This is a genomic window from Peptoniphilus sp. HMSC075B08 (genome assembly GCF_001815405.1).
Taxonomy (GTDB): domain Bacteria; phylum Bacillota; class Clostridia; order Tissierellales; family Peptoniphilaceae; genus Peptoniphilus_A; species Peptoniphilus_A harei.
Genome location: NZ_KV820448.1, coordinates 118,983 through 143,290, shown reverse-complemented (window position 1 = coordinate 143,290; position 24,308 = coordinate 118,983). Strand labels below are relative to the sequence as shown.

The 24,308-nt window shown below is 31.4% G+C and carries 22 protein-coding genes; 5 read left to right on the top strand and 17 right to left on the bottom strand.

The genetic code is table 11. The annotated features are described in order from the left end of the window. Nucleotide 1 precedes the first annotated feature (1 nt). The 9 genes from pabB to HMPREF3023_RS04275 all read right to left on the bottom strand — a co-directional run bounded on the left by pabB (nt 2) and on the right by HMPREF3023_RS04275 (nt 9,948). The gene (gene pabB / locus HMPREF3023_RS04315; RefSeq protein ID WP_070701083.1) at nt 2-2,017 is read right to left on the bottom strand and encodes an aminodeoxychorismate synthase component I; all 2,016 of its coding nucleotides are present in this window, start codon (nt 2,015-2,017) and stop codon (nt 2-4) included. Beyond that, nucleotides 2,014-2,454, bottom strand: coding sequence for a type II 3-dehydroquinate dehydratase (aroQ, locus tag HMPREF3023_RS04310; RefSeq protein WP_070701081.1), 441 nt, complete (start codon nt 2,452-2,454; stop codon nt 2,014-2,016). Before aroQ ends, pabB begins: the two co-directional genes overlap by 4 nt. After that, nucleotides 2,435-3,946: a shikimate kinase gene (locus HMPREF3023_RS04305; protein WP_070701079.1), complete on the bottom strand. Its 1,512-nt coding sequence runs from the start codon at nt 3,944-3,946 to the stop codon at nt 2,435-2,437. The genes aroQ and HMPREF3023_RS04305 overlap by 20 nt, the downstream gene beginning before the upstream one ends. Beyond that, nucleotides 3,943-5,028 (bottom strand): chorismate synthase, encoded by a 1,086-nt coding sequence (gene aroC / locus HMPREF3023_RS04300; RefSeq protein ID WP_070701077.1) that lies wholly within the window; start codon nt 5,026-5,028, stop codon nt 3,943-3,945. Before aroC ends, HMPREF3023_RS04305 begins: the two co-directional genes overlap by 4 nt. Further along, nucleotides 5,018-6,253: a 3-phosphoshikimate 1-carboxyvinyltransferase gene (locus HMPREF3023_RS04295; RefSeq protein ID WP_070701325.1), complete on the bottom strand. Its 1,236-nt coding sequence runs from the start codon at nt 6,251-6,253 to the stop codon at nt 5,018-5,020. Before HMPREF3023_RS04295 ends, aroC begins: the two co-directional genes overlap by 11 nt. Continuing rightward, nucleotides 6,246-7,289 carry a 3-dehydroquinate synthase gene (aroB, locus tag HMPREF3023_RS04290; RefSeq protein WP_070701075.1) on the bottom strand — a complete coding sequence of 348 codons (1,044 nt, stop codon included), beginning with the start codon at nt 7,287-7,289 and terminating at the stop codon, nt 6,246-6,248. Before aroB ends, HMPREF3023_RS04295 begins: the two co-directional genes overlap by 8 nt. Nucleotides 7,290-7,424: 135 nt before the next feature. Further along, nucleotides 7,425-8,216: a metal ABC transporter permease gene (locus HMPREF3023_RS04285; RefSeq protein WP_070701073.1), complete on the bottom strand. Its 792-nt coding sequence runs from the start codon at nt 8,214-8,216 to the stop codon at nt 7,425-7,427. Beyond that, complete coding sequence (locus HMPREF3023_RS04280) at nt 8,216-8,875, bottom strand: metal ABC transporter ATP-binding protein (protein WP_070701071.1); 660 nt, start codon at nt 8,873-8,875, stop codon at nt 8,216-8,218. Before HMPREF3023_RS04280 ends, HMPREF3023_RS04285 begins: the two co-directional genes overlap by 1 nt. Further along, nucleotides 8,875-9,948, bottom strand: a complete 1,074-nt coding sequence (locus HMPREF3023_RS04275) for a metal ABC transporter substrate-binding protein (protein ID WP_070701068.1) — start codon at nt 9,946-9,948, stop codon at nt 8,875-8,877. Before HMPREF3023_RS04275 ends, HMPREF3023_RS04280 begins: the two co-directional genes overlap by 1 nt. 121 nt (nt 9,949-10,069) lie before the next feature. Here HMPREF3023_RS04275 and HMPREF3023_RS04270 point away from each other — a divergent pair, with 121 nt between their 5' ends. Further along, entirely contained in the window at nt 10,070-10,483 is a 414-nt protein-coding gene (locus tag HMPREF3023_RS04270; protein ID WP_083315511.1) for a Fur family transcriptional regulator, read from the top strand. Between the two features lie 185 nt (nt 10,484-10,668). On the opposite strand, the gene HMPREF3023_RS04265 is transcribed toward HMPREF3023_RS04270, so the two are convergent. The 5 genes from HMPREF3023_RS04265 to dnaX form a co-directional block, all read right to left on the bottom strand. Beyond that, nucleotides 10,669-11,967, bottom strand: coding sequence for a Na+/H+ antiporter family protein (locus HMPREF3023_RS04265; RefSeq protein ID WP_070701066.1), 1,299 nt, complete (start codon nt 11,965-11,967; stop codon nt 10,669-10,671). Nucleotides 11,968-12,122: 155 nt separating this feature from the next. Then, nucleotides 12,123-14,027: an ATP-dependent zinc metalloprotease FtsH gene (gene ftsH, locus HMPREF3023_RS04260; protein WP_070701064.1), complete on the bottom strand. Its 1,905-nt coding sequence runs from the start codon at nt 14,025-14,027 to the stop codon at nt 12,123-12,125. 55 nt (nt 14,028-14,082) lie between these two features. Beyond that, nucleotides 14,083-14,685 (bottom strand): recombination mediator RecR, encoded by a 603-nt coding sequence (gene recR / locus HMPREF3023_RS04255; protein WP_070701062.1) that lies wholly within the window; start codon nt 14,683-14,685, stop codon nt 14,083-14,085. 1 nt (nt 14,686) lies between these two features. Further along, nucleotides 14,687-15,028 (bottom strand): YbaB/EbfC family nucleoid-associated protein, encoded by a 342-nt coding sequence (locus HMPREF3023_RS04250; protein WP_070701061.1) that lies wholly within the window; start codon nt 15,026-15,028, stop codon nt 14,687-14,689. 8 nt (nt 15,029-15,036) lie between these two features. Further along, the gene (gene dnaX / locus HMPREF3023_RS04245; RefSeq protein ID WP_070701059.1) at nt 15,037-16,767 is read right to left on the bottom strand and encodes a DNA polymerase III subunit gamma/tau; all 1,731 of its coding nucleotides are present in this window, start codon (nt 16,765-16,767) and stop codon (nt 15,037-15,039) included. 190 nt (nt 16,768-16,957) lie between these two features. Between dnaX and HMPREF3023_RS04240 the strand changes: the two genes are divergently transcribed. Both HMPREF3023_RS04240 and HMPREF3023_RS04235 read left to right on the top strand, forming a co-directional pair. Beyond that, a complete protein-coding gene (locus tag HMPREF3023_RS04240) occupies nt 16,958-17,239 on the top strand; it encodes a hypothetical protein (protein ID WP_070701057.1) in 282 nt (93 codons plus the stop codon). A 148-nt stretch (nt 17,240-17,387) separates the two neighbouring features. Beyond that, complete coding sequence (locus tag HMPREF3023_RS04235; RefSeq protein ID WP_246829182.1) at nt 17,388-19,100, top strand: zinc ribbon domain-containing protein; 1,713 nt, start codon at nt 17,388-17,390, stop codon at nt 19,098-19,100. An 86-nt stretch (nt 19,101-19,186) separates the two neighbouring features. On the opposite strand, the gene HMPREF3023_RS04230 is transcribed toward HMPREF3023_RS04235, so the two are convergent. From HMPREF3023_RS04230 to HMPREF3023_RS04220, 3 genes are all read right to left on the bottom strand, one after another. Next, nucleotides 19,187-19,852, bottom strand: a complete 666-nt coding sequence (locus tag HMPREF3023_RS04230; RefSeq protein WP_070701053.1) for a hypothetical protein — start codon at nt 19,850-19,852, stop codon at nt 19,187-19,189. A gap of 184 nt (nt 19,853-20,036) precedes the next feature. Next, nucleotides 20,037-20,624 carry a DUF3793 family protein gene (locus tag HMPREF3023_RS04225; protein ID WP_070701052.1) on the bottom strand — a complete coding sequence of 196 codons (588 nt, stop codon included), beginning with the start codon at nt 20,622-20,624 and terminating at the stop codon, nt 20,037-20,039. After that, nucleotides 20,624-21,052, bottom strand: a complete 429-nt coding sequence (locus HMPREF3023_RS04220) for a flavodoxin (RefSeq protein WP_070701050.1) — start codon at nt 21,050-21,052, stop codon at nt 20,624-20,626. Before HMPREF3023_RS04220 ends, HMPREF3023_RS04225 begins: the two co-directional genes overlap by 1 nt. A gap of 177 nt (nt 21,053-21,229) precedes the next feature. Here HMPREF3023_RS04220 and gltS (HMPREF3023_RS04215) point away from each other — a divergent pair, with 177 nt between their 5' ends. Further along, the gene (gltS, locus tag HMPREF3023_RS04215; RefSeq protein ID WP_070701048.1) at nt 21,230-22,459 is read left to right on the top strand and encodes a sodium/glutamate symporter; all 1,230 of its coding nucleotides are present in this window, start codon (nt 21,230-21,232) and stop codon (nt 22,457-22,459) included. A 594-nt stretch (nt 22,460-23,053) separates the two neighbouring features. Then, a complete protein-coding gene (gene gltS / locus HMPREF3023_RS04210) occupies nt 23,054-24,283 on the top strand; it encodes a sodium/glutamate symporter (protein ID WP_070701046.1) in 1,230 nt (409 codons plus the stop codon). Nucleotides 24,284-24,308 lie beyond the last annotated feature (25 nt).

Below are 24,308 nucleotides of genomic sequence, written 5' to 3'. Positions count from 1 at the left end.
TTTAATTTTTGCTTCCCTCAATATCTATTTCATCAAAATTATTGTAATAAGATTGGAGTGCAAGAAGTGAGCCCTTTGCCTTTAAAACTATTTCATCAAATTCTTCTTCCTCGTCAGATAATAGAATTATAGCACCGCCAACTCCTATTGTAGCCTTATCTTCTTCAATAAGCGCAGTTCTTATGACAATATTAAAATCCATTGTTGAATTGTTTGATATATATCCAATCGTTCCTGAATAAACACCTCTAGGATAAGTTTCAAGTTCATCAATTATCTCAAGTGTTCTCTTTTTAGGAGCTCCTGTCATAGAACCCCCAGGAAAAGTTTTTTCAAGAACTTCTATTATATCAACATTGTCCTTAATTTTTCCAGAGACTGTGGTTACAAGTTGGTGTAGAGTTTTATAAGTTTCTACATCCATAAGTTTTGGGACTTTTACTGAGCCAATCTCACAGAATTTACCCAAGTCATTGCGAAGAAGGTCGACGATCATTAAATTTTCTGACTTAGTCTTTTCTTCACTCCTAAGCTCTTCAATTAATCTCTGGTCTTCTTCTTTTGATGCTCCTCTTTTTATAGTACCCTTAATTGGCTTAGTTGATACAATTTTATTTTTATCAACCCTTAAAAATCTTTCCATTGATGAAGATGCAATTTTTAATTCATCAAGAGGTAAGAAGGCACTATATTGTCCAGGACTTTTATCCCTGAGTTCCATATAATAATTCTTTCCATCAATTTTGTCAAAGATATCAAGTCTATTTGTAAGACAAACTTCATAAGTTTCCCCAGCACGAATTAAATCTTTTATTTTTAAAATATCTTCTGTGTAGGTTTTCTTATCTTTTACAAACTTTAATTTTGGAAAATCTCTTCTTGTTTTCTTTTCTTTTTTGTCTTCTAAGTCTTTATTCAAAAGATTTTTTATATCTTCCTTCCATTCCAAGTCATCCTTATAAGAAAGAAGATATAATTTACCCTCCATGTGATCATATACAAGTGCCCTATCACAATATTTTAAATAAGCATCAGGGTATGAATAAGAATATTTATTTACAACATTTTCTGTATCTTTTTTTAATTCATATCCAAAGTAGCCAATGTATCCTAATTGGAAGTCAAAAGCTAAGTTATCATCATATTCCCACTTAGGTCTATGAACCTTTAGATAATCAAAGATATTTTCTTCAAAAACTTCTTTTTCATCTGAATTCACAAAAGTTTTTTCCACTATTTTCTTGTCAACATCATACTTTATTGTGTGACCTCTTTTTTCACCCTGGAGGCCAAAAATAGAAAACCTTGAAAGACCTTCTTCTACCTTACTGCTATCAAGCCATAGAGTCTTGTCGTCATATTCATAAAGTCTTTCATATAGATCTTCTGTATCAAAATCTTTATCAATTATTTCATAAGCAAGTTGATTTTTATTATAAAAGTCTCTAGTAATATTTATAAAGTTTTTTATTAGTTTTTCTCCACAATCACTTGCAATTGACTCTGGATGAAATTGCAGACCATAAATTGGCTTAGTTTTGTGAGAAATTCCCATGACAATCCCATCAGGTGTTCTTGCATCAATTTTAATGTCATCAAGCTCTTCATTTTTACAAGTGAGTGAATGATACCTAGTGACAATAAAGTTATTTCTTATTCCCTTAAAGAGACCCTTGCCATTGTGGATAACAGGACTCTGTCTTCCATGCATTGGTTCCTTTGCTCTTATAACTTCTCCACCATGATAGTAATAGATTCCTTGGTGGCCAAGACAAATGCCCAAGATAGGCTTATCTAATTTCTCTATTATTTCCTTGCAAACTCCAAAGTCTTTTGCTTTATCTGGGCTACCTGGGCCAGGAGAAATAATTACATTGTCGAAGTCTAAGTTTAAAATCTCATCATAAGTCATTTCATCATTTTTAATTACTAGGGGTTCAATTCCCGAAACTTTTCCAATTAGTTGGAATAAATTATAGGTATATGAATCGTAGTTATCTATTATTAATGATTTCATTTTTCCTCCTCTAAATAATTTTTTAGATAAAGTATTGCTTTTTCATAGCCAGCAATTCCTAAGCCTTCAAAAGATTTTATAGCGTAATCTCTTATAAAATTAACCTGCCTAAAGTCTTCTCTTTCTGAAACTTTTGATATATGAACCTCTACTGTAGGAAGACTCACTGCCTTTAGAGCATCAAGGATTGCAACACTTGTATGGGTATAGGCAGCTGGGTTTATTACTATACCATCAAATTTTTGATAAGCTTCTTGAATTTTATCAACTATAGCTCCTTCGTGATTTGATTGGAAGTGTTCAAGTTCAATATTTTCTTCATGAGAAAGTTTATTAAGTCTTTCTAAAAGACTTTTATAGTTTTCACTTCCATAAATATTTACTTCCCTTATTCCCAGCATATTTATGTTAGGTCCATTAATCACCAATAATTTCATAGTTTTCAACTTCCTTTATGATTAAGTTTAAATTTTCTGTCTTATCTTCTATTACATCAATCTTTATGTTAGCTAGATCCTCATAAATAATTTTTCTTTCACTATAAAGCTTTTTAAGGTTTTCCAAATTTTTTGATAGTGGTCTCCCAGATGTTTCTAGTTTTTCTAAATCTCTCTTCAGATAAATTACAAGGGAATTTTGCAATATATAATCTCTATTCTCTTCTCTTAGTGGAGTCCCACCTCCTGATGCAATTACAAGTCCATTCTCCTTGCTAATATATTCCAATACCTTGCTCTCTAAGTCTCTAAAGTATTCTTCTCCTTTTTCTTCAAAGATTTCTGGAATTGTCTTCCCTTCCTCTTCTTCAATTAATTTGTCTATGTCAAAGAATTTTCTGTTTAGTTTTTCAGACAACATCTTTCCCATTGTAGTCTTGCCTGATGAAGGCATGCCAATTAAAATAATATTTTCCATATCAGATTTTAATTTTTTGTAAATTTTAATAATTAAAGATTCATCTAATTTTTTGTCCAAGAAAAGCTCACATGCAAAAAAGGCTTGAGCAACTAACATCATAAGACCTGACATAATTTTTATATTTAATTTCTCTGCATCAAGTAAGAGTTTTGTCTTCAATGGATTGTAAATTAAATCTATAACCGCTTCTAGATTGTTAAATTTATTTAAATCTATCTTTGACTCCATGTTATTTGGATACATGCCTACAGGTGTTGCATTAATTATAACTTCAAAGTCACTAAATTTTTCTAGAGAATCATAGTTATTTTCACTGGACCTGCTAATTACTACAAATTCTTCAGCACCCTTATCTATAACGAGTTTTTGTAGCATCTTACTTGCTCCACCTGATCCTAGTATTAATACTTTTTTTCCTTTTAAATCTATTCCATAAAATTTTAAACTGTAATCAAATCCTAGATAGTCAGTGTTATAACCTATTAGTCTTACGTCCCTATTTACTATTGTATTTACTGCTCCAATTTCTTTCGCAAGATTATCTATGTCATCAAGATATTTCATAGAAGCTTCCTTGTAGGGAATTGTCACATTTATACCCTTGAACTTTTTAGATTCAAAAAACTCATCAAGTTCTTCTCTTTTTATATCTCTTAAATTATAAGTATAATCTGCTAATAGTTCGTGAATTTCTTTGGATTTACTGTGAGATAAGCTCTCACCAATTAAACCATATTTAAAGTTTTCATTTTTTATTTTCGATGTAATCTTTTTACTTTCACTAAAAATTTCTTTATAAATAGGCTCTACAATATTTTTGAATTCTAAGTTAATTTCACTTTCTAATTTTTCAATTATTTCTTTTTCCCTATTTTTATCTTCAGTATTTAAATTGTTATTTAATTTATAAAGACCAACTTCTTTTATTATCTTCATTCTCTCTTCAAGTAGGCCAATTATCCTTTTATCTATATCATCTAAAATTTCCCTATCTTCTTTTAGATTTCTCATTTTTCACCTTCCATAACTAGGTCAAGAAGAGCTATAGCAGTAATCATCTCTATTGCAACTAAAGCTCTAGGAACAATTGATGGGTCATGTCTACCCACAATTTTTAGTTTCTCATTAGTCTTATCTTTAAGAGAAATTGTATCTTGAATTTTTGCAATAGAGCTAGTTGGCTTGACAGCTGTATTAAATATTATGGGCATACCTGTTGAAAGTCCACCAATTATTCCTCCATGGTTATTTGTCTTTGTCTTAACTTTATCGTCTTCATAATAATAGGAATCATTGTGGGTGCTTCCTAACATATTTGCGGCTTCGAAACCACTTCCAAATTCAATTCCCTTAATCCCTGGTACAGAAAATACTGCATGAGAAATTAAAGATTCTATGGAATCGAAAAAAGGTTCACCAATTCCCACAGGCATATTTAAAATAAAAGTTTCAACTACCCCACCTATGGAGTCTCCATCTTTTTTAGCTTTTAAGATTTCTTCCTTCATTCTTTCTCTTGAAGAAGGATTTATTACAGGAAAAACTTGATCTTTAAAATCAGAAAAATTTTCTTCTTTAATATCTTCCAGTAGGATGTCGTCATCCTTAGCTTGACCAATGCTTTTTATTCTAGAATAAATCTTTATTCCCCTTTGATTTAAAAGGTCTTCTGCAATTGAACCCCCAATAACTATGGGAGCTGTCATCCTTCCAGAGAATTGCCCTCCACCTCTAATGTCATTGTGTGAGTAAAATTTTACAAAGGCTGGATAATCGGCATGGGATGGTCTTGGTTTATCTTTTAAGTTCTCATAGTCCCTTGACCTTTGGTCCTTGTTCTTAATTATGGCACAAAGAGGAGCTCCACAAGTTAGACCATCTACCTCACCACTTACAAGCTGGTATAAGTCTTTTTCTTTTCTAGGAGTTGAAAATTCATTCCTACCTGGTCTTCTTCTTTCAAGATTTTTTGCAATTAAGTCCTCGTTTATCTTATATCCTGCCTTAATTCCATCAATAACTAGCCCAATTTCTTTTGAGTGTGACTGACCAAATAAAGTTACTTTATAATTTTTACCAAAACTATATGACATGATTTTCACCTCCCAGTGACTCTAAATCCTTATAAAAATCTTTATAGGACTTTTCCACACATTCGCTATCAAGAATTTTAATAGGTCCCTTGGCAAATCCTGCCGCAATTGTTGCCGACATAGCTATCCTGTGATCATTATAGGAATCTATTTCACAAGAATTAAATTCACCTATACCATTAAAGGAAAATGATTCATCTTTTAAAGATACTCTTATACCTAATCTTTCCAGCATTTCTACTGTTGACTTTATCCTATCACTTTCTTTTAATTTCAATCTTTCAATATTTACAACTTCAATTTCATTTCCATAAATTCCACATATAACCGACAGAATAGGAATTGTGTCAGGTATATTTTTTGCATCTATTATAATTTTATCTTTGGCTTCATTTTTCTTTATAAATTTATATGAATCCTTAGAAATATTTTCTAAACCAAGTTGATAAAAATACTTTAAGGCTTCTTTATCTCCTTGAATTGAGTCCTTATTTAAGCCCTTAACCTCAACTCCTGAAGCTAGAAAAAAAAGGGCGTTGGACCAGTCTTTTTCAACAAGATAATCTTGTCCTATAAAGCTTCCACTACAAGAATAGGAGTTGTTACTTTCTTCTAGCTTAACTCCAAATTTCTCCATGACCTCTATTGTCATATCAATGTAAGGTTTAGACTCCCTTTCAGTTGTTAGCTTAATCTCGCAAACTTCTCCAACTCCTCCTGAAGCCAACATAAGACCAGAAATAAATTGAGAAGAAATATTTCCTGGAAGTTCAAAATTATAATTTTTTAATTTTCCACTTATGAAAATTTTTTCCTTATCTTCTCTTATAGAAACACCGTGTTTTGGAAGTAAATCAAAATAAACAGAGTTAGTTCTCCCCACAAGGCTTCCTCTTCTTATAACTTCGGCTTCAATTCCAAGAGCTCCGAGAATAGGCAAGATAAACCTCAAAGTAGTTCCGCTTTCTCCTACATCAATTCTTGCTCTTTTATTAAATTCTTCAGGTGGAGAAATGAGAAACTTATTTCCATCTCTCTCAAGCTTAACTCCCAAAGCCTCCATAGAATTTAGAGAAGCTTCTATGTCCTTAGATAAGTTATCAATTTCTAAAATAGAATTACCTTTAGCGAGACCTGCACAAAATATAGCCCTATGAGCATAGGATTTTGAAGTAATCCCTGGAATTTCTCCCTTTAATTTCTTATTTTCAATTAATCTATTCATCGTCTTTGCCCAATTCAATAAATTCTCTTAAGTCATCAAAGTTCATTTTTTTGCTTATAACTTGGCCAATTTCAGTAGGAATTATAAGGTTAATTATATTATTTTTTATCTTTTTATCGTGCTTTAGTACTTCTAAAATTTTATCTGTATCAAAATCATAATATGTTGGCAAGTTGTGATTTTTATATGCTTCAATTAAGTCCTTATAAAAATCATCTTTTGCAAGTCCCAATTTATAAGCTGCTCTTGCCATATAAATAGTTCCTATTCCAATACTTTCCCCATGGTTAAGTTTATAGTTTGATAAGGACTCAATCCCATGACCTATTGTGTGACCAAGATTTAATTTTTGTCTCTTCCCCTTATCCCTTTCATCGTCTCTCACAAAATCTAGCTTTATATTAAGAGACTTGTAAATAATCTCTTCATAATCTATTTTACCTGCTGATTTTAAATAATCAAAAAGTTCCCTATCCTTTAATACAGAATATTTGAAAATTTCTGCTAGCCCATTATTAATGTTTCTCTCATCAAGAGTCTCTAGAAAACTGTAATCAATATGGACGTAGCTAGGAAAATAAAAAGACCCAACTTGATTTTTTAAATCCATAAAATTAATACCATTTTTTCCTCCAACAGAAGAGTCTATCATTGATAATAAAGTTGTAGGTACAGCAATAATATCAATCCCTCTTAGGTAAGTTGAAGCGACGAAGCCTCCAAGGTCTCCAACTACACCTCCACCAAAGGAAATAATGGCGTCACCCCTGTTAAAATTATTTTCTACAAGAAATTTATTGATCTTAATATAATTTTCAATAGACTTTGATCTTTCGCCTGGGACAATTTTAAAAACATAATAAGAAAGATCCTTCATTATATTTTTTATCCTATCTTCGTATAGAGAAAAGACATTCTCATCAGTAATTAGCAAAAACTTTGATTCACTTCTACCTCTTAAAAAATCTCTTAACTTGTCGTCACTTTTATATTCAATATTTATTTTATAATTATTTTCTTTTACTAGTATTTCCATAAAACACCCCTAAGTATTCGCTCTCTCTATCATAAATCATAGGCAGTCATAAATAAAGAAGTCACCAATATTTTTATCAGATTAAATAAAAAACTGGAGAAAAAAAAGTTATCTCCAGTTAAAATTTTTATTAAATTATTTTCTCTTTATAATCAGTAAAATTGTTAAAAATAAAACTCCAATTAATACAATGGCACCACCCGGTTTTAAGCCAAGGTAAAAGGAAGATACTAAGCCAAGTATTGTAAAAATAAATCCAAAAATTGATGCCAAGATAGTTGTCTTTAGATATCCAACTTTAAACTGCATGGCACAAGCTACTGGCACAACCATTAGGGATGAAATTATTAAAATCCCAACAGTCCTTGCTGAAACAGAAATAGTAACAGCTATTAGAATCATGAAAATCAAATTTATCCTATCTACGTTAACTCCAGAAAGTCTCGCAGAGGACTCATCAAAGGAAATATACATTAAGTCAACAAATAAGTATGAGAACAAGAAAAATACTATAATTGAAACTCCAAGTATTAAATAAAAATCTAACTTTGGAATAGCTATAATAGATCCAAATAAGTATTCCTCAAAGTTTGCACTGGTCTTAACAAATCCTGAAAAAAGTGATGCAAGACCAATTCCTGTACTCATTAATATTGCAGAAGAAATTTCTTGGTAGCCAGGGAACTTTGTCCTAACATATTCAAGGAATATAGAACCCACTACACAAAGGACTAGAGCTCCTATAACTGGAGAAGTTGATGTCATAAGTCCCAGCATTACGCCAGCAAGGGAAACGTGAGATAGGGCATCTCCAATTACAGATATTTTTTTGTTTACAACTACAACACCCATGCAAGGGATTATAATCGATAAAAAAGCTCCAACAATTAAAGCCTTTATCATATATGAATACTGAAAAATTTCCATTATTTCACTTCCCTTATCTTCTTATCTTTTATCTCATAGACCTTGTTTACATTGTCTTCTATTTCTTCAAGGTTGTGAGTTATCATAAGAATAGTAATATTGTGTTCTTGATTTATGTGACTTAAAAGATGGAATAAGGCTTCCTTAGACTCCTTATCTACACCAGTCATAGGTTCATCAAGAATCAAAAACTCAGGAGTTGCAACTAGGGTCTTTGCAATTAAAATTCTTTGTCTTTGTCCACCTGATAATTCTGTATAAAGTCTTTCCCTGTAATCATTCATACCAACAAGATTTAAGGCATTGGTTATTTTCTCTTTATGGTAGTTTTTTAATTTTCTAAATCCCTTATTCCTTGGATAAAGAGCTAGGGACAAGAGTTCCGAAACTGTGATTGGAAACTCAAGACTTGATGGGACAGAAAGTTGTGGAACATAACCAATATTTTCTATTCCATTTTCTGTATAAAAAGAAACAGTGCCATCTAGCGGCTTAAGTTGGTTTAAAATAAGTTTAACTAAAGTCGACTTTCCAGCACCATTAGATCCTATAAGGGCGATATAGTCGCCCCTATAGACATCAAAGTTTATATCATCTAAAACTAAATCATCATTATATTTAAATTTCAGATTTTTAATTTCTAACAATTTTTCCTTCACTATTTTAAAGCACCTACTAAATTTTCTAGATTTTCTTCCATGATGCTAAAATAATCTGCCTTATTATCTACTTGCTCTTGGCTCAATCCTTCGATTGGAGAAAGTACCTTAACTTGGCAACCTGTTTCACTTGCAATAATATTTGAAACCTTAGGATCAATTAATTCCTCCGTAAAGATAGTTGTAATATTATTTTCTTTGATATAAGAAATTATTTCTGCCATTTTCTTAGCATCTGGTTCTGTTTCTGCATTTACACCCTTAACTCCAATTTGAGTTAGGCCATAGTCTTTGCAAAGATAACCATAAGCTTCGTGACTTACAACAATTTCTTTATTTGGAAGACTTCCTAAGCTTTCACTGTATTTAGCATCAAGTTCATCTAACATTTTAGCATATTTTTTATAATTTGACTCATAATAATCTGCATTGTCTTTATCAAGTTCCACTAAAGCATTTTTTATGTTTTCCATTTCTATTTTTGCATTTTTAGGTGAGATCCAAACATGTGGATCCATTGGTCCATGGTGATGTCCTTCATGGTCGTGGTCTTCATGATTATGGTTATTTTCTGTAGCTTCATGATTGTGGTTTTCTTCAGCTTCATGATTGTGATTATGATTTGCTTCATGTTCATGGTCTTCATGTTCATGTTCATGGTCTTCATCTTCATGGTCATGAGTATGAGTTGATTTAATTAGGTCTACACCTTCAGATGCTTCTACAACCTTTAAATCCTTATTTGAGAGTGAACTAAGAACTTTGTCTGTCCATGATTCAAGTCCTGCCCCATTGTAAATAAACATATCTGCATTTTCTAGATTTTTAATTGCATTAGAATCCGGTTCCCATCCATGAGGTTCAGTTCCTTGTGGCATAATCATTTCCACATCTACTTTATCACCAGCAATTTTTTTAGTGAAATCATACATAGGATATACTGAAGCGTAAACTTTTAATTTGTTTTCTCCCTTACTTTCTTCATTGGAGTTTTTTACCTCTCCTGCCTTTGAACATCCTGATAATAAAATAATTCCCGCTAATAAAAATATAATTTTTTTAATATTTTTCATTTTTTCCTCCTAAACAATAATGATTTGCATTAGTATTATAACAGAATTTTTTATTAATAAAAGTACTTTTTTAAAAATACTTAAATTTTGTTATAATTAAGATATTAAAGGTGGTGGAATAGTGAAAAACTTTGAAGACATTTTACGAAAAAATAATATGAAAATCACTAAAGGACGACTTGCTCTTTTAGAAGAATTAAATAAATCACAAGTACCTATGAACACAGAAGAAATTTTTGAAGCTGCCGATAAGGATGCTATACCTAGCTTCACTTCTCTCTATAGAATGCTCAACGAATTATCAGATAAGGGAATTATAAGAAAGAACTTATACTCTAATGGACTTTTTTACTATGAGTTTGCAGGATCTGAGCACAGACACTATATTGTTTGTTCAAAGTGTGGCAAAGTATCACCAATAAAAGAGTGTCCTATATCAGATTTTGAAAAAATTGCTGAAGAAGAGACTGGATTTAAGGTTATTGGCCATATTGTTGAGTTAAAGGGATTATGCCCAGAATGTCAAAAAGCTTAATTCCGTATAGTGGAACATTCTTCGTATGGCAAGATTTTTCTTTACTTTTTTAATTTTTATAGTTATAATTGGTTTAGTGAAATAATAAAAAATTATTTTACTATCCTTTACTTATATTTCGAAAAAATAAAAGAGACTTACTGTACACCCCGCAGTAAGTCTCTTTTATTTTTTATTTCATATTTTTATAGCAATGTTGTTACAAATCCACCTAGAATAATTAATGGTAAACCAAAGAATATCATCTGTGGTATACATGTATCCTTTATATGCTCGTGTTGACCATCAACAGATAGACCAGATGTTGGTCCAAGTGTTGTATCTGACGCTGGAGATCCTGCATCACCACAAGCAGCTGCAATTGTAACAAGTAAAATAGTTGCTCTAACTGAGTATCCTAGACTCATGGCAATTGGAACATAAATTGCAGAAATAATTGGAACAGTACCAAAAGAAGTTCCTATTCCAAGGGTTATCATTAGTCCAAGTAAAATCATTACATAAGAAGCTACTAGTTTTGATCCACCTAGTAGATTTTGAGCAACCTGTACTAAGTCATCAATAGCTCCAGATTTTATAACTACATTTGCATAACCTGCTGCAATTAACATTACAAAGGCAATAAAGCCCATCATGTTAATACCACCGTCAAGTATCTTTTGCATATCGGACCACTTTATTACCCTTGTAACTACAACAAAGATAAGGCCAACTAAAGCTCCCAAAGGAAGTGAATCTGTTAGTAGTTGAACTACAACAGTAATGACTCCTGAAAGAAGAACTAAAACATGCTTCTTTTCAAGTTTATCTGAAACTTCAACTATTTCTCCCTCTACATCCTTTGTTTCATATTCCTTGTCTTTCATAAAGAAAATTAATCCTGCACAAAGACCTAAGAACATAATTGCTGCAACAATCCAGTTAGTTCCTGTTACATCCTTATCTGTAATATTAAGTCCAGACCTTCCAAAAGAATCAATAATTAATCCATGGAAAATCGCACCATATCCAAGTGGTAAGGCAATGTAAGGTGCCTTCAAGCCAAATCCAAAGGAAACAGAAAGCATTTTTCTGTTCATTTTCATCTTATTTGTAACTGCAAGAAGTGGTGGTATTAATATTGGAATAAAAGCAATGTGGATTGGTATAACAGTTTCAGCCATTATAGCTATTACTATTATTATTCCACAAAGTAAGATTTTGTTTCCCTTAACTAGAGATCCAATCTTCTTAGCCATTATTCCTGCTGCACCAGTTTCTTCCATACAGTAAGCTAAAGAACCTAATAGTATATAACTTAAGGCTGTTTCAGCGTTACCTCCCATTCCACCTATTAAGGTGTTCATAGTTTCAGCAATTCCCATACCTGAAATAAGTCCTGCAGATATTGCTGAAATCATTAAAGCAAAAAATACTGGAATTTTTGCTAAACATAAGGCTGCCAAAATAATTACTGACAGCACAACTGCATTTGTAAATATCATATTTTCTCCCTTCTAGTTTTTTATTACCTCGCTTAAGTTTATTTTAATCTAAATTGACATCAAAAAAAAGACTTTTCTAAAAATAGAAAAATCTTTTTCCCATAAATATTATTTATTTTTTTATAAATATATATCTTAAACTTGTAATTCGAGCCTTAATTTAGAGAAGAGTCACTAATATTTTTTTCGCTATCATCCTCAATATTTTTTTGTGAAAGTGTTTCCTCTTTTTCATATCTTTTCAAAATATCCATAAACTCTTCACCAGATATTGTTTCTTGACGAAGAAGATATTCTGAAATTGCATGAAGAGCCTTAATATTATCTCTTAAAATTTTTCTTGCTTCATCGTGTGCGTCATCAATAATCTTTTGAACTGCTGCATCAATTTCATATTGAGTTTGTGGAGAACATTGAAGAGACGTGTCTCCTCCAAGATATGCATTTGACATAGACTCAAGGGCAACAAAGCCAAATTCATCTGTCATTCCAAATCTTGTTACCATAGCCTTAGCTATTTTGGTTGCCTTTTCAATATCATTAGAAGCGCCACTTGTCCTAATATTAAAAATTAATTCTTCTGCAGACCTTCCCCCAGTTAGAGTTACAATGTTATTAATTGCATCTTCCTTACTCATTAGGAATTTTTCCTCTTCATCAACTTGCATTGTATAACCTAGGGCCCCTGAAGTTCTAGGAATAATTGTAATCTTGTGAACTGGTGCTGAGTCCTTTTGCTTAGCTGCAACTAGAGCGTGTCCTACTTCATGATAGGCAATAATTCTTTTTTCACGTGGGGATATAACGGCGTTTTTCTTTTCATATCCAGCTAGAACAACTTCTACTGATTCTTCTAAATCTCTTTCGCTCATCTTATCTCTACCTTCACGTACTGCACGAAGAGCTCCTTCATTTACCATGTTGGCAAGATCAGCCCCACTTGCACCAGCTGTTGCCCTTCCAATTTTTTCATAGTCAATGTTATCTTCTTTCTTAATGTCTTTTACGTGAACTTTTAAGATTTCCACCCTTCCTTTTAGGTCTGGCAATTCAACAGGTATCCTCCTATCGAATCTACCTGGCCTCAAAAGAGCTGGATCAAGAGAATCTGGTCTATTAGTTGCCGCTAAAATTACAACTCCAGCCTTTGCATCAAAGCCATCCATTTCGGAAAGAAGTTGATTTAATGTTTGTTCTCTTTCATCATTTCCAGCGAAGCCAGAACCATCTCTCTTCTTGCCAATAGTGTCAATCTCATCTATGAAAATTATACATGGTGCCTTTTCCACTGCCTGTTTAAATAAGTCTCTTACCTTAGCAGCTCCAAGACCAACAAACATTTCCACAAAGGCTGAGCCAGATATTGAGAAAAAAGGAACTTCAGCTTCGCTGGCAACTGCCTTGGCCAAAAGTGTCTTACCAGTTCCCGGAGGACCTACAAGTAGAGCTCCCTTTGGAAGTTTTGCACCAATTTCTGTATATTTTTTTGGATTGTGTAAAAAGTCAACAAGTTCTGATAAAGCTTCTTTGGCCTCATCTTGGCCTGCAACATTGTCAAATTTTATACCATCAGTTGATTCAACATAAATTTTTGCTCCACTCTTTCCAAAATTCATTGGACCAACATCGCCCATTTTCTTAAATATAAATTTTGAAAGGAAAAGCCAAAAGGCAATAAATATTGCAAAAGTTGCTACAGTTGAAATTATGAAGGACACAACTGGATTCATTTCAGGCTTGTATACTTGGGCAGACTTAACATTTTTATTTACTAGCCTATCAACTAGATTGGGATCATACATCCTGTTAGTTTCATATTTAATTTTCTTCCCATCTTTTTCAACTTCAAAGGCAATTGTCCTATCTCTTACCTCTGCTTTCTTTACTTGATTCCCATTTACCATATTTACAAAGGACACATAATCTGTTTCTTTTATTTCTGAATCCTTATTTAACCTTGGCAAAAGTACAATGGCTACTGTATAAAAAATTAAAATAGCCAAAATTACATAAATTATTGTGGGAATATATTTTTTAAAATCATTATTCTTGTTTGACAAAATTTTCCCCCTCTTAAAGGTGAATAAAGAAAAAATTTGGGACCAAGTCCCAAAATTAATCTAGCCTTCTTCTATTTTCCATTGCTGTCTGAATTGTAATCTCATCATAATACTCAAGATCTCCACCAACTGGTAGACCATATCCAATTCTTGAAACAATTATATCGTAATCTTCTAAGATATTTTTAATATACCTAGCTGTGGCATCCCCATCTACAGTTGGGTTTGTAGCAACGATTACTTCTTTTATTTCCCCTTCTTCTATCCTATTAATTAGTTCCTTAATTGTAACATCTTCAGGAGTTTTTCCCTTTAAAGGCGAAATCACTCCATGAAGAACATGGTATTTGCCACGGAAACTAAGAGACCTCTCCATTGCATCAACATCTTTTGGACTTTCAACAACACAAATTATTGAATCGTCCCTGCTTTTGTTGGAACAGATTTCACAAGGGTCACTGTCTGCATAGTTCATGCAAATGGAACACTCAACAGTGTTATTTTTTGCAGAGACTAGAGCTTCTGCTAGGTCCCTAACTTCTCTTTCTTCAAGACCAATTATATAATAGGCTAATCTTTGAGCAGTTTTTGATCCAATTCCTGGTAGACGATTTAATCTCTTTATTAAATCTTCAATAGGTCCTATTTCCTTAGCCATATTATAGCCCCGGAATGTTTAGTCCGCCTGTGAATTTACCCATTTGAGAACTCATCTTACTTTCAGCATTTCTAAGTGCCTCATTAACTGCAGCAACAATTAAATCTTCAAGCATTTCAACATCATCAGGATCAACTGCATCCTTATCTAGGTCAATAGAAATAAGTTCTTTGTTTCCATTTACAGTAGCACGAACTGCACCGCCACCAGCTGTAGCAGAAATTTCTTCGTTTGCTAAGTTTTCTTGCATTTCTTCCATTTGCTTTTGAAGCTTTTCGATTTGCTTCATCATATTATTTCTTCCGCCTCCACCAGGGAAGCCATTAAATCCACCTCTAGCCATATTTCCTCCTAAATTTCTTCTATATTATCTTTTCCAAAAATCTCTTCTAGCTTATCTACTCCACCTTTTTTTAACTTCATCCTAACATCAATATTTGTGTTATAGACATTATTTAGTAGGTCAGGCAAAACCTTCTTATTTTCCTGCATCATGCAGTATTCGTAAAATAAGCTATCCTTTTCTTCAAATACTATTTCCAATGTATTACCATTTAAACTAACTGGTCTTGCATGTCCTACAAAACCAGCAAAGCCCTTAAAACCTCTAGAGATAAGTTCATTTATTATCTTGTCCCAATCTGATTTTATCCTATCAATTGTAATATTATTGGTCTTATCCTTTTTTTCCTCAAGATTTTTAGTATTATCATTTTCAATTATAGCAGATTGCTTTGATTTTTCAATTCTAGAGCTTTCATCACCATTGATGTTTTCTCTATTATTTTCCACAAAAGACTTGCTGGTTTTTTCTTTATTAGGAGTCACATCTGCCTTATAAAAATCTCCTGGATTATAATCATAATAATTATCTTCATAGTTATTGAAATTGTCTTCAATATTATTTGATGAAATATTGGAATTAGAATTAGATGGAATATCCCTTCCCAAATTATTAATCTTGTCCTCTAAGGATTTAATTCTTCCTTCTAAATCATCTTTATTAGACCTTTTGCAAATCTTAATTGCATTCATCTCGAAGACAACTCTTTTGTTGTCAGCATACTTAATTTCAAAAGAAAGCTCTTTTAATATTTCTATTATATTTAGAAGGTCTTCTAGCTCAACACTTCCTGCCAGATTTTGAAATTCCTTTAAGTAAGTAGTGTAAACAATTTTTCTTGGATCCTTTAAGGTTTTTACCAAAAATATATCTCTAAAATGATTTAAGATTTGTGAAGAAAGTGTATTGAAGTCAATACCTTCTCTATAGATTTCATCAATAGCATTGAGTGACCCGTTTATATTTTTTTCAATCATTGCTTTCGATAGAGAAAATAATAATTCTGAAGATGATATCCCAAGAACCTCCATGGCATCTTCAAGTTTAATGTGGTCTTCATTTTTTGTGAGAAGCTGATCCAAAACTGATAGAGCATCTCTCATGGCCCCATCTGCTGTTTTTGCAATTAGGGTAAAGACTTCTTCATCACAAGATTTTCCTTCGAGCTCAGTTATTCTCTTTAAATTACTTTCAATATCCTCAACAGATATTCTCTTAAAATTAAATTTTTGAGACCTTGATAAAATAGTTGCAGGAATTTTTTCTATTTCTGTTGTTGCTAAAATAAAAATAAGATGTCTTGGTGGCTCTTCTAAAATTTTAAGTAAGGCATTAAAGGCACCCTTTGATAGCATGTGAACCTCGTCAATAATATAGACCTTATATTTAAGAGCTTGAGGAGGGTAAATTACCTTGTCCTTTAAGTCTCTAATATCGTCTACACCATTATTGCTGGCAGCATCCATCTCAACAACATCTAAGACAGATTCATTTAAAATTCTCTTGCAATTCTCACATTCATTACAAGGGTTCCCATTGACAGGGTGAAGGCAATTAACTGCTCTTGATAAAATTTTGGCAGCAGATGTCTTTCCTGTTCCCCTAGTACCTTGAAATATATAGGCATGACTTATTTCATTGTTTTTTACTTGATTTTTTAATGAAGCTACTACAGCCTCTTGGCCGTAAAGCTCATCAAAGGTCTTTGACCTGTATTTTCTATATAAAGCTTTATACATTCTCTCACCTGCTAATAATTATACATGAAAAATCTTTATATTAAATTGTTTTCTAATCTATTTGTGAATAATTTCTTTGAAATCTCTTCCAAAAGATTTAACATCATCTTCACATAATTTTCACATGGCGAGTATAAGATATAGACAAATCAAAGAAACAATATGTTTCAATTTAGGAGGATTTATTAAAATGAAAAATTTAAAGAAATTAGCAAGCGTTGGAATGATCTCAGTATTAATGCTAGGTATGGTAGCATGCCAAGGCGCTGACAAAAAAGCTAACGAAGCTGCAAACGCTAAAAACAACGCAGTAGAAGAACAAGCTGAAGCTAACAAAGCAAAAGTTGAAGCTAACGCTAAAGAAGCTGAAGCTGAAGTAAAAGCTGAAGAAGAACAAGCTAAAGAAGAAATCAACGCACAAGCAGAAGAAGCTACTACTAACGAAGCAGCTACTGAAGAACAAGCAAAATAATTTAGCTTATCTTATAAAGAAGCCTTTAGGGGCTTCTTTTTTTACATAAAATTAATAAATTTCATTTTGGTAAATATTATTCAAACTTTAATATACAAAAAATTAATCTAGGTAAAAAAATGTGTTATAATTACATTTATAGAATTTAATGAAAGAAGGTGTTACATTGTTTTGTCCAAAATGCGGAAATCCAGTTTCTAAAGATGACAACTTTTGTAATTCATGTGGTCATAAATTAAAAAACGTCAAAATAAATATTACAAGCGACAATGATGTTAAAAAAAGCTTTGAAGACACAAATAGAGTGGAAAAAGTTAGTCAAAATACAAGAGTTTTTGACCCTAGATCTTTAGATGCAATTGACACTACTGATGAACTAAAAAATATTATTGCTGAAGTTGATAGGAAGATTTCTAAAAATATAAAAGATTATGAAAATAATAATATTAAAACTAAAACACCTAAAAAGGAAAAGAAATCTACTGATAAATCTAAAAAATCTTCAGATAAAAATTTAATTAATACCCTTGAAAATATAGAAATAGAAAAACCAGCTAAGTCAAAAAATCTTGATAAAGAAAACTTTGATGAAAATATCTTGAAAGACTTCAAGGATTCTGACTCAGCTAATAAAATGAGTCAGAAAGAATTAATTCGTAGGGTTCAAGAAGAATTAAAAAAATCAAACTTCGATGAAGAAAAAAATAAATCTTCACATAAGACTTCTTCCTCTAAGTCTAGCGAATCTAATTTTTCTTTAGATAAGTCTGATAAAGATATTAAAGAAAAATCTTCCAAAAAGTTTTCTCTAAAAGAAAAGTGGAATAATTTTATCACAGAAGACGATGATGAATATTCTATTTTTGGTGACTTAAAAGATGATACCAAGAAAAAAGAAGATACTAGAAACTTAGAGATAAGTCAATCTGTTCAAGATACTGATAAATCTTTTGAAAATACACTTAGCACACCTAAGATTGACATTGAAAATGCTCTTGAAGAATCTAATAATAAAAAAGCTAAGTCTAATAAAGAAAATACAAAAACTACTTCAGGCACAAAGCAGGAAGAAAATATAAAAAAAGATAAGACTGAAAATAAAGTTTCTAAGGTAAAAGTTGAAGATAAAAAGAAAGTAAATTTCAAAGAACTCTTTACTTTTAAGGACAAGGGTGAAAAACCTGTTAAAGATGTTGAAAAAGTTTCTTCTGATTTCGAAAAATCCTTAGAAAATAATTTATCAAATAAGGTTAACAAGGTTGAATCAAAAATTTCAAAAACTTCTAATAAGGGAATTGACAAAGTTTTACTCTCTTTAGATAAGGTAACTAATAAATTATCTGATTATATAGGCTCCTTTGGTTCAAAAGAAAGTAAGATAGTTATTGGTACAGGAGTATTATTAAATGCAATAATGCTAATTCTTGGAAGTGGATCTTTTAGATTTGTCTTGCTCCTATTTCTTGTTCTTAAAATAGCCTTTGACTACTTGGAATTTTATCTTCCTTTAAGTATTGCAACAGAACGGGATGACATTGACACATCTTATCCAGAAGTTAAAAAATTTGCTCTAATTAACTGGATAATTTGTAAAGTTGTATTGTTTGTTGGATTTATTATTTCACCTTTTGGTGGATTCTTTAAATATAATATCTTGCAAGCCTTGACTCCTATGCCTCTTGCAACTTTAATATTAATTGGACTTTCACTTTTAATAGTACTAAATCTTTATAAAGAGAACTTCATTGCCAGATCCAAGATAAATTTCATTGGATGGTATGCAATAGCCTTCACTTTACTTGAATTATTATTCAAAATGGTTTGGTTCATTATTAATTTTATATTTGTAACACTTTTTTAAAAAAAAACCGAGTTTAGCTCGGTTTTTTATTTTGCAAATTTTTATAAGAAAAAAACCAGATTTTAATCTGGCTTAACTTCTAATATTTATAAAATTTCTACTTCCTTAAATTGAATATAACCTTCTTCATCAACAGAAAGGCCAAAATAATTTTCTTCAAAGGCTTTTCTAAGTTTATCAGTCTCACTTGAGTGAATTGTCCTTTCCTTTCCAGTCATGTTTATTTCTAAATCATCAGATTTCAATAAAATAAATCTGTCATAGCCTTCTTCTGAAAACTCATCAGGATATTTTTTCTTTAAAGATACAAGCATATAACCAGAATCTAAAGTATTCTTGTAAGACCTGTAATTCTTTGGAGAAATTGTAGACATCTTATTTGTAAATTTTGAGTCCTTATATCTTTCTTCAAGTTTTTCTCTAGTTAAATTTTGAAGATTTCTTCCCCTATAATCTTTTAGGACAACAACTGTGTCATTAACTATTACTGACTCTGGATTTATATAAAAGTCAACATCATGAGCAAGATTATCTTCCTCACTTGGCACCTTGATACTCCTATAAGCCACAAGCTTATCACCATCAAAAACTCCAACGAAGGATCCTCCCCCATCTATTAAGGCCTCTAAATCTTCCTTGGAATCATGAGAGAAGATTTCCTTGTTTTCAATACCTTCATAAACTTCACTTGTCAATTTATAAATATCGTCAATATCTTTTTTCCCTAAAAATTTAAAAACTAATTCTTTCATAATATACCTCATTAATTAAAAATTTTAATGCAAATTCGCTTAATAAATCTCCTTAATTTTATAATAAATTTTAAAAAATTTCTAGGATACATAAAATAAAGATTGTTTGCTATTAATTTTTTATAAAATAAGGGACCAAACTTTAATTTGCTTGGTCCTCTTGATAATTATAGTTAAATTTTTATTAATAATTATAAGCTTTCAAAATATTTTTCATCTCAAGAAGCTTTACCTCATCAAATCTTTTAAAGGCTTCAAGAGATGACTTTTCGTTATTAAAACACTTCCAATATCCTGTACACTTACAAGCTTTTTTATCCCTATCTTTAAAGTCCATAACGTCTTTTAATGGATAACCCAAAAATATTCCAATTTCATCAGGACATGTTTCTCTAAACCTTTGGCTCAGTAAATTTAGATAGTCACCTGTAGAGACACAAGATATGTATCCATATGAATTTAAAAAATCTTTAATCTTTATTTGCGAAAGTTTCTTTTCAAGTCTATTATTTTTAAAAAAATAAACTAAAACAAAATCTTCCCCTTCCTTCAATTCATAAAAATCCAGGCCTAAGGCATCCCTTAATATAAATTTATTTTGCATCCAATAATCTTTTAATGGTCTCTTGGCATTCCTAAGGTTCATCATTGTTCCCAGTTTAAGATCATTAAAAGTTGGTGCTACGGTAGATTTTATTAGGGCAAGAATATAATCATAATCTTTAAAATTATTAATATGATTTAAAAAATCTATTAAAACTCTATCATACATTAGGACCTCGCAAGATCTCTTCCCAAGGCTTCACATTCTTCTAAGGCATCTTGATCTGGATCATCATAGGCTGCAAATCCATCAGCAAGAAGTTTCGCTCCAGTGTCTTCGACCTCTTCTTGCCATAATCTCATCCATTCACCATCTGCCCATTCGTAAGAACCAAATAAAACTACATTTTTCCCTGCAAGAAGTGGATTTACCTTATCCATAAAAGGTCTCATTTCCATCTCTTCTAACTCTTCAGCTCCCATGGCAGGACATCCAAAGGCAATTCTTTCTACATCTTTAACATCATCTTCACTTGCTGATCCAACTTGAATTAATTTTACTTCAGCACCTTCGGCTTCAGCTCCTCTAACTATAGCTTCAGCCATTCTTTCTGTGTTACCTGTGCCGGACCAATATATAACATTTACTTTTTTCATTTTATCTCCTCCATTTATTTTTTGATATCACTTATCATTTAATCTTATTTTAATATAACTTAGAAGGTAATTTTTATTTTTATTATTATAATTTATTAAATTACACAAATTGATTGTGACAAAATTGTAATCGTGATAAAATATTAATGAGATAAAATGTTAATAAAGGAGGATTTTATGGAATTTATTAGAGAAAATGGAGTTTTAACAATAAATTTAGACTCAATATTAACTCTTGCACTTGCTGTAATTGTATTACTAGTAGGATATGGTCTTAAAAACAGATCAGCATTTTTAAGAAAATATTGTATACCTGCTCCTGTTGTTGGTGGATTTTTATTTATGTTTATAACTTTTATAGGTTATAAAACAAACAGCTTTAATTTTACTTATGAAAATATTTTTCAATCAACTTTCATGCTTGCATTTTTTACCACTGTAGGACTCGGTGCTAATTTAAAAATATTAAAATCTGGTGGAGTTCTATTAATTGTGTATTGGTTATTATGTGGAATTTTATCTTTAGTCCAAAATACAATAGGTGTAGGTGTTTCTAAGCTCGTAAATCTTGAGCCAGCTTATGGTATGCTTGCATCATCTATATCGATGATTGGCGGACATGGAGCTGCTATGAGTTACGGATCAACTTTTGCTAAAATGGGTTATGAACAAGCACCTGTTGTTGGTGCAGCTGCAGCTACTTTTGGGCTAATCTTTGGAGTTTTAATTGGTGGTCCTCTTGGAAGAAGACTGATTGTTAAAAACGGACTTACTCCAAGTAATGATGATTTTGATTCATCAAAATTAGATGCCTTATTTAGTGAGGAAAAAACTGAGTTAACAAACTTAGATATTATAAAGAATGTTGCTGCAATTATTATCTCCATGGCTCTTGGTACTTTAGTATCGAAGTTCATTGGATCACTTATAGATATGGATTTCCCAGATTATGTAGGCGCCATGTTTGTTGCAGTAATTTTAAGAAATATAAATGAAAAAACTAAGTTCTATAAATTTAATGGTAATTTAGTTGATGGAATTGGTGACGTTATGCTTAACCTCTACCTTGCTCTTGCACTTATGACTCTAAAGCTTTGGGAGCTTCAAGATTTAATGGGTGGTGTGCTAATTGTTCTAATCTGCCAAGTTATCTTCATGTTAATTTACGCTTACTTTATAGTATTTAGAGTTCTTGGTAAATCTTATGATGCAGCAGTTATGTGTGCTGGACTTTGTGGTCACGGATTAGGTGCAACTCCATCAGCAATTGTAAATATGACAGCAATAAATGACGAGTATGGACTAAGTAGAAGGGCAATGATGATTGTTCCTATTGTTGGTGCTTTCTTGGTAGATATAATTTATCAACCAGTTGTACTTACATTTATTAAGACATTCGTTAAATAAATTTTCAGAATATACATTTTATCTTTCAAAGAATCAGGTTTAATTTAAGCCTGGTTCTTTTCGTATTAATATTTTATATTTATACTCTTAGATAATAAAACTCTAAAAATTTATTACAGATATATCTGCACATTTGTGAAAGAGTAACAAATGAAAAACAATGAAAGTTTACAGTGCAAGTAATAAAAGTATGGAAAAATGAATACACATATAAACAAACAGAGATTTCCTTAAGAGATTTCCTTATTAGATGTAAATTACTTAAAAATGATTTTGAGATATATGACTTCAAATAAAACTTTAAAATTAACATATAAACTTATTTACACAACTAAGTGATCTATATCTATTGATTCACTTTGATATATAAAAAAATAGTTAACATCTTGTTGTATTTATATTTTACAAATATGAAAATTTTTACAATTTTATTTATAAAATCATTCACTTTACCAATTAAAATTAATTTTCTTTCGATTATTAAAAATATCTTACTATTTCTTTCTATACGTCATGATTTTTCTAACTTATTGTTTGGAATAAAGATTAATGTTAGGCTTTTAATAGGGAAATATAATTATAAGGGAGGAAAAAATGGAATTTATTAGAGAAAATGGAGTTTTATCAATTAATTTAGACTCTATATTAACTCTTGCCCTTGCGGTAATAGTTTTGTTAGTGGGTTATGGAATAAGGAATAAGTTAAAGTTTCTAAGAAAATATTGTATACCTGCCCCAGTTATAGGTGGATTTTTATTTATGTTTATTAGCTTTTTTGGCTATAAAACTAATACTTTTAATTTTACTTATGAAAATATTTTTCAGTCAACCTTCATGCTTGTATTTTTTACAACTGTTGGGCTTGGTGCTAATTTAAAAATATTAAAATCTGGTGGAGTTTTATTAATTGTGTATTGGTTAGTTTGTGGAATTCTTTCACTTGGACAAAACACTATTGGTGTTGGTGTTTCTAAACTAGTAAATATTGAGCCAGCTTATGGGATACTTGCATCATCTATCTCAATGATTGGTGGACATGGAGCTGCTATGAGTTATGGATCAACTTTTGCTAAAATGGGCTACGAGCAGGCACCTGTTGTTGGCGCAGCTGCAGCTACTTTTGGGCTTATTTCCGGAGTTTTAATTGGTGGTCCCCTGGGAAGAAGGTTAATTGTTAAAAACGGACTTACACCTAGTAATGATGATTTTGATTCATCAAAATTAGATGCCTTATTTACTGAAGAAAAAACTGACTTATCAAACTTAGATATTATAAAGAATGTTGCTGCAATTATTATTTCCATGGCTCTTGGTACTTTAGTATCAAAGTTTATTGGATCCTTAATAAATATGGATTTTCCAGATTATGTTGGTGCCATGTTTATAGCAGTTATCTTAAGAAATTTAAACGAAAAAATTAATATCTACAAATTTGATGGCAACTTAGTTGATGGTATTGGAGATGTCATGCTTAACCTCTACCTCGCTCTTGCCCTGATGACCCTAAAACTTTGGGAACTACAAGACCTAATGGGCGGAGTTCTAATAGTCCTTATTTGCCAAATTATCTTTATGCTTATTTATAATTACTTTATTGTATTTAGGATACTTGGTAAATCTTATGATGCAGCAGTTATGTGTGCTGGACTTTGTGGTCACGGACTAGGTGCAACTCCATCAGCTATTGTAAATATGACAGCTATAAATGACGAGTACGGCTTAAGTAGAAGGGCCATGATGATTGTTCCTATTGTAGGAGCCTTCCTTGTGGATATAATTTATCAACCAATAGTACTTACATTTATAAAAACTTTTGTAAAATAAAATTTAATAATCAATCATTTTATCA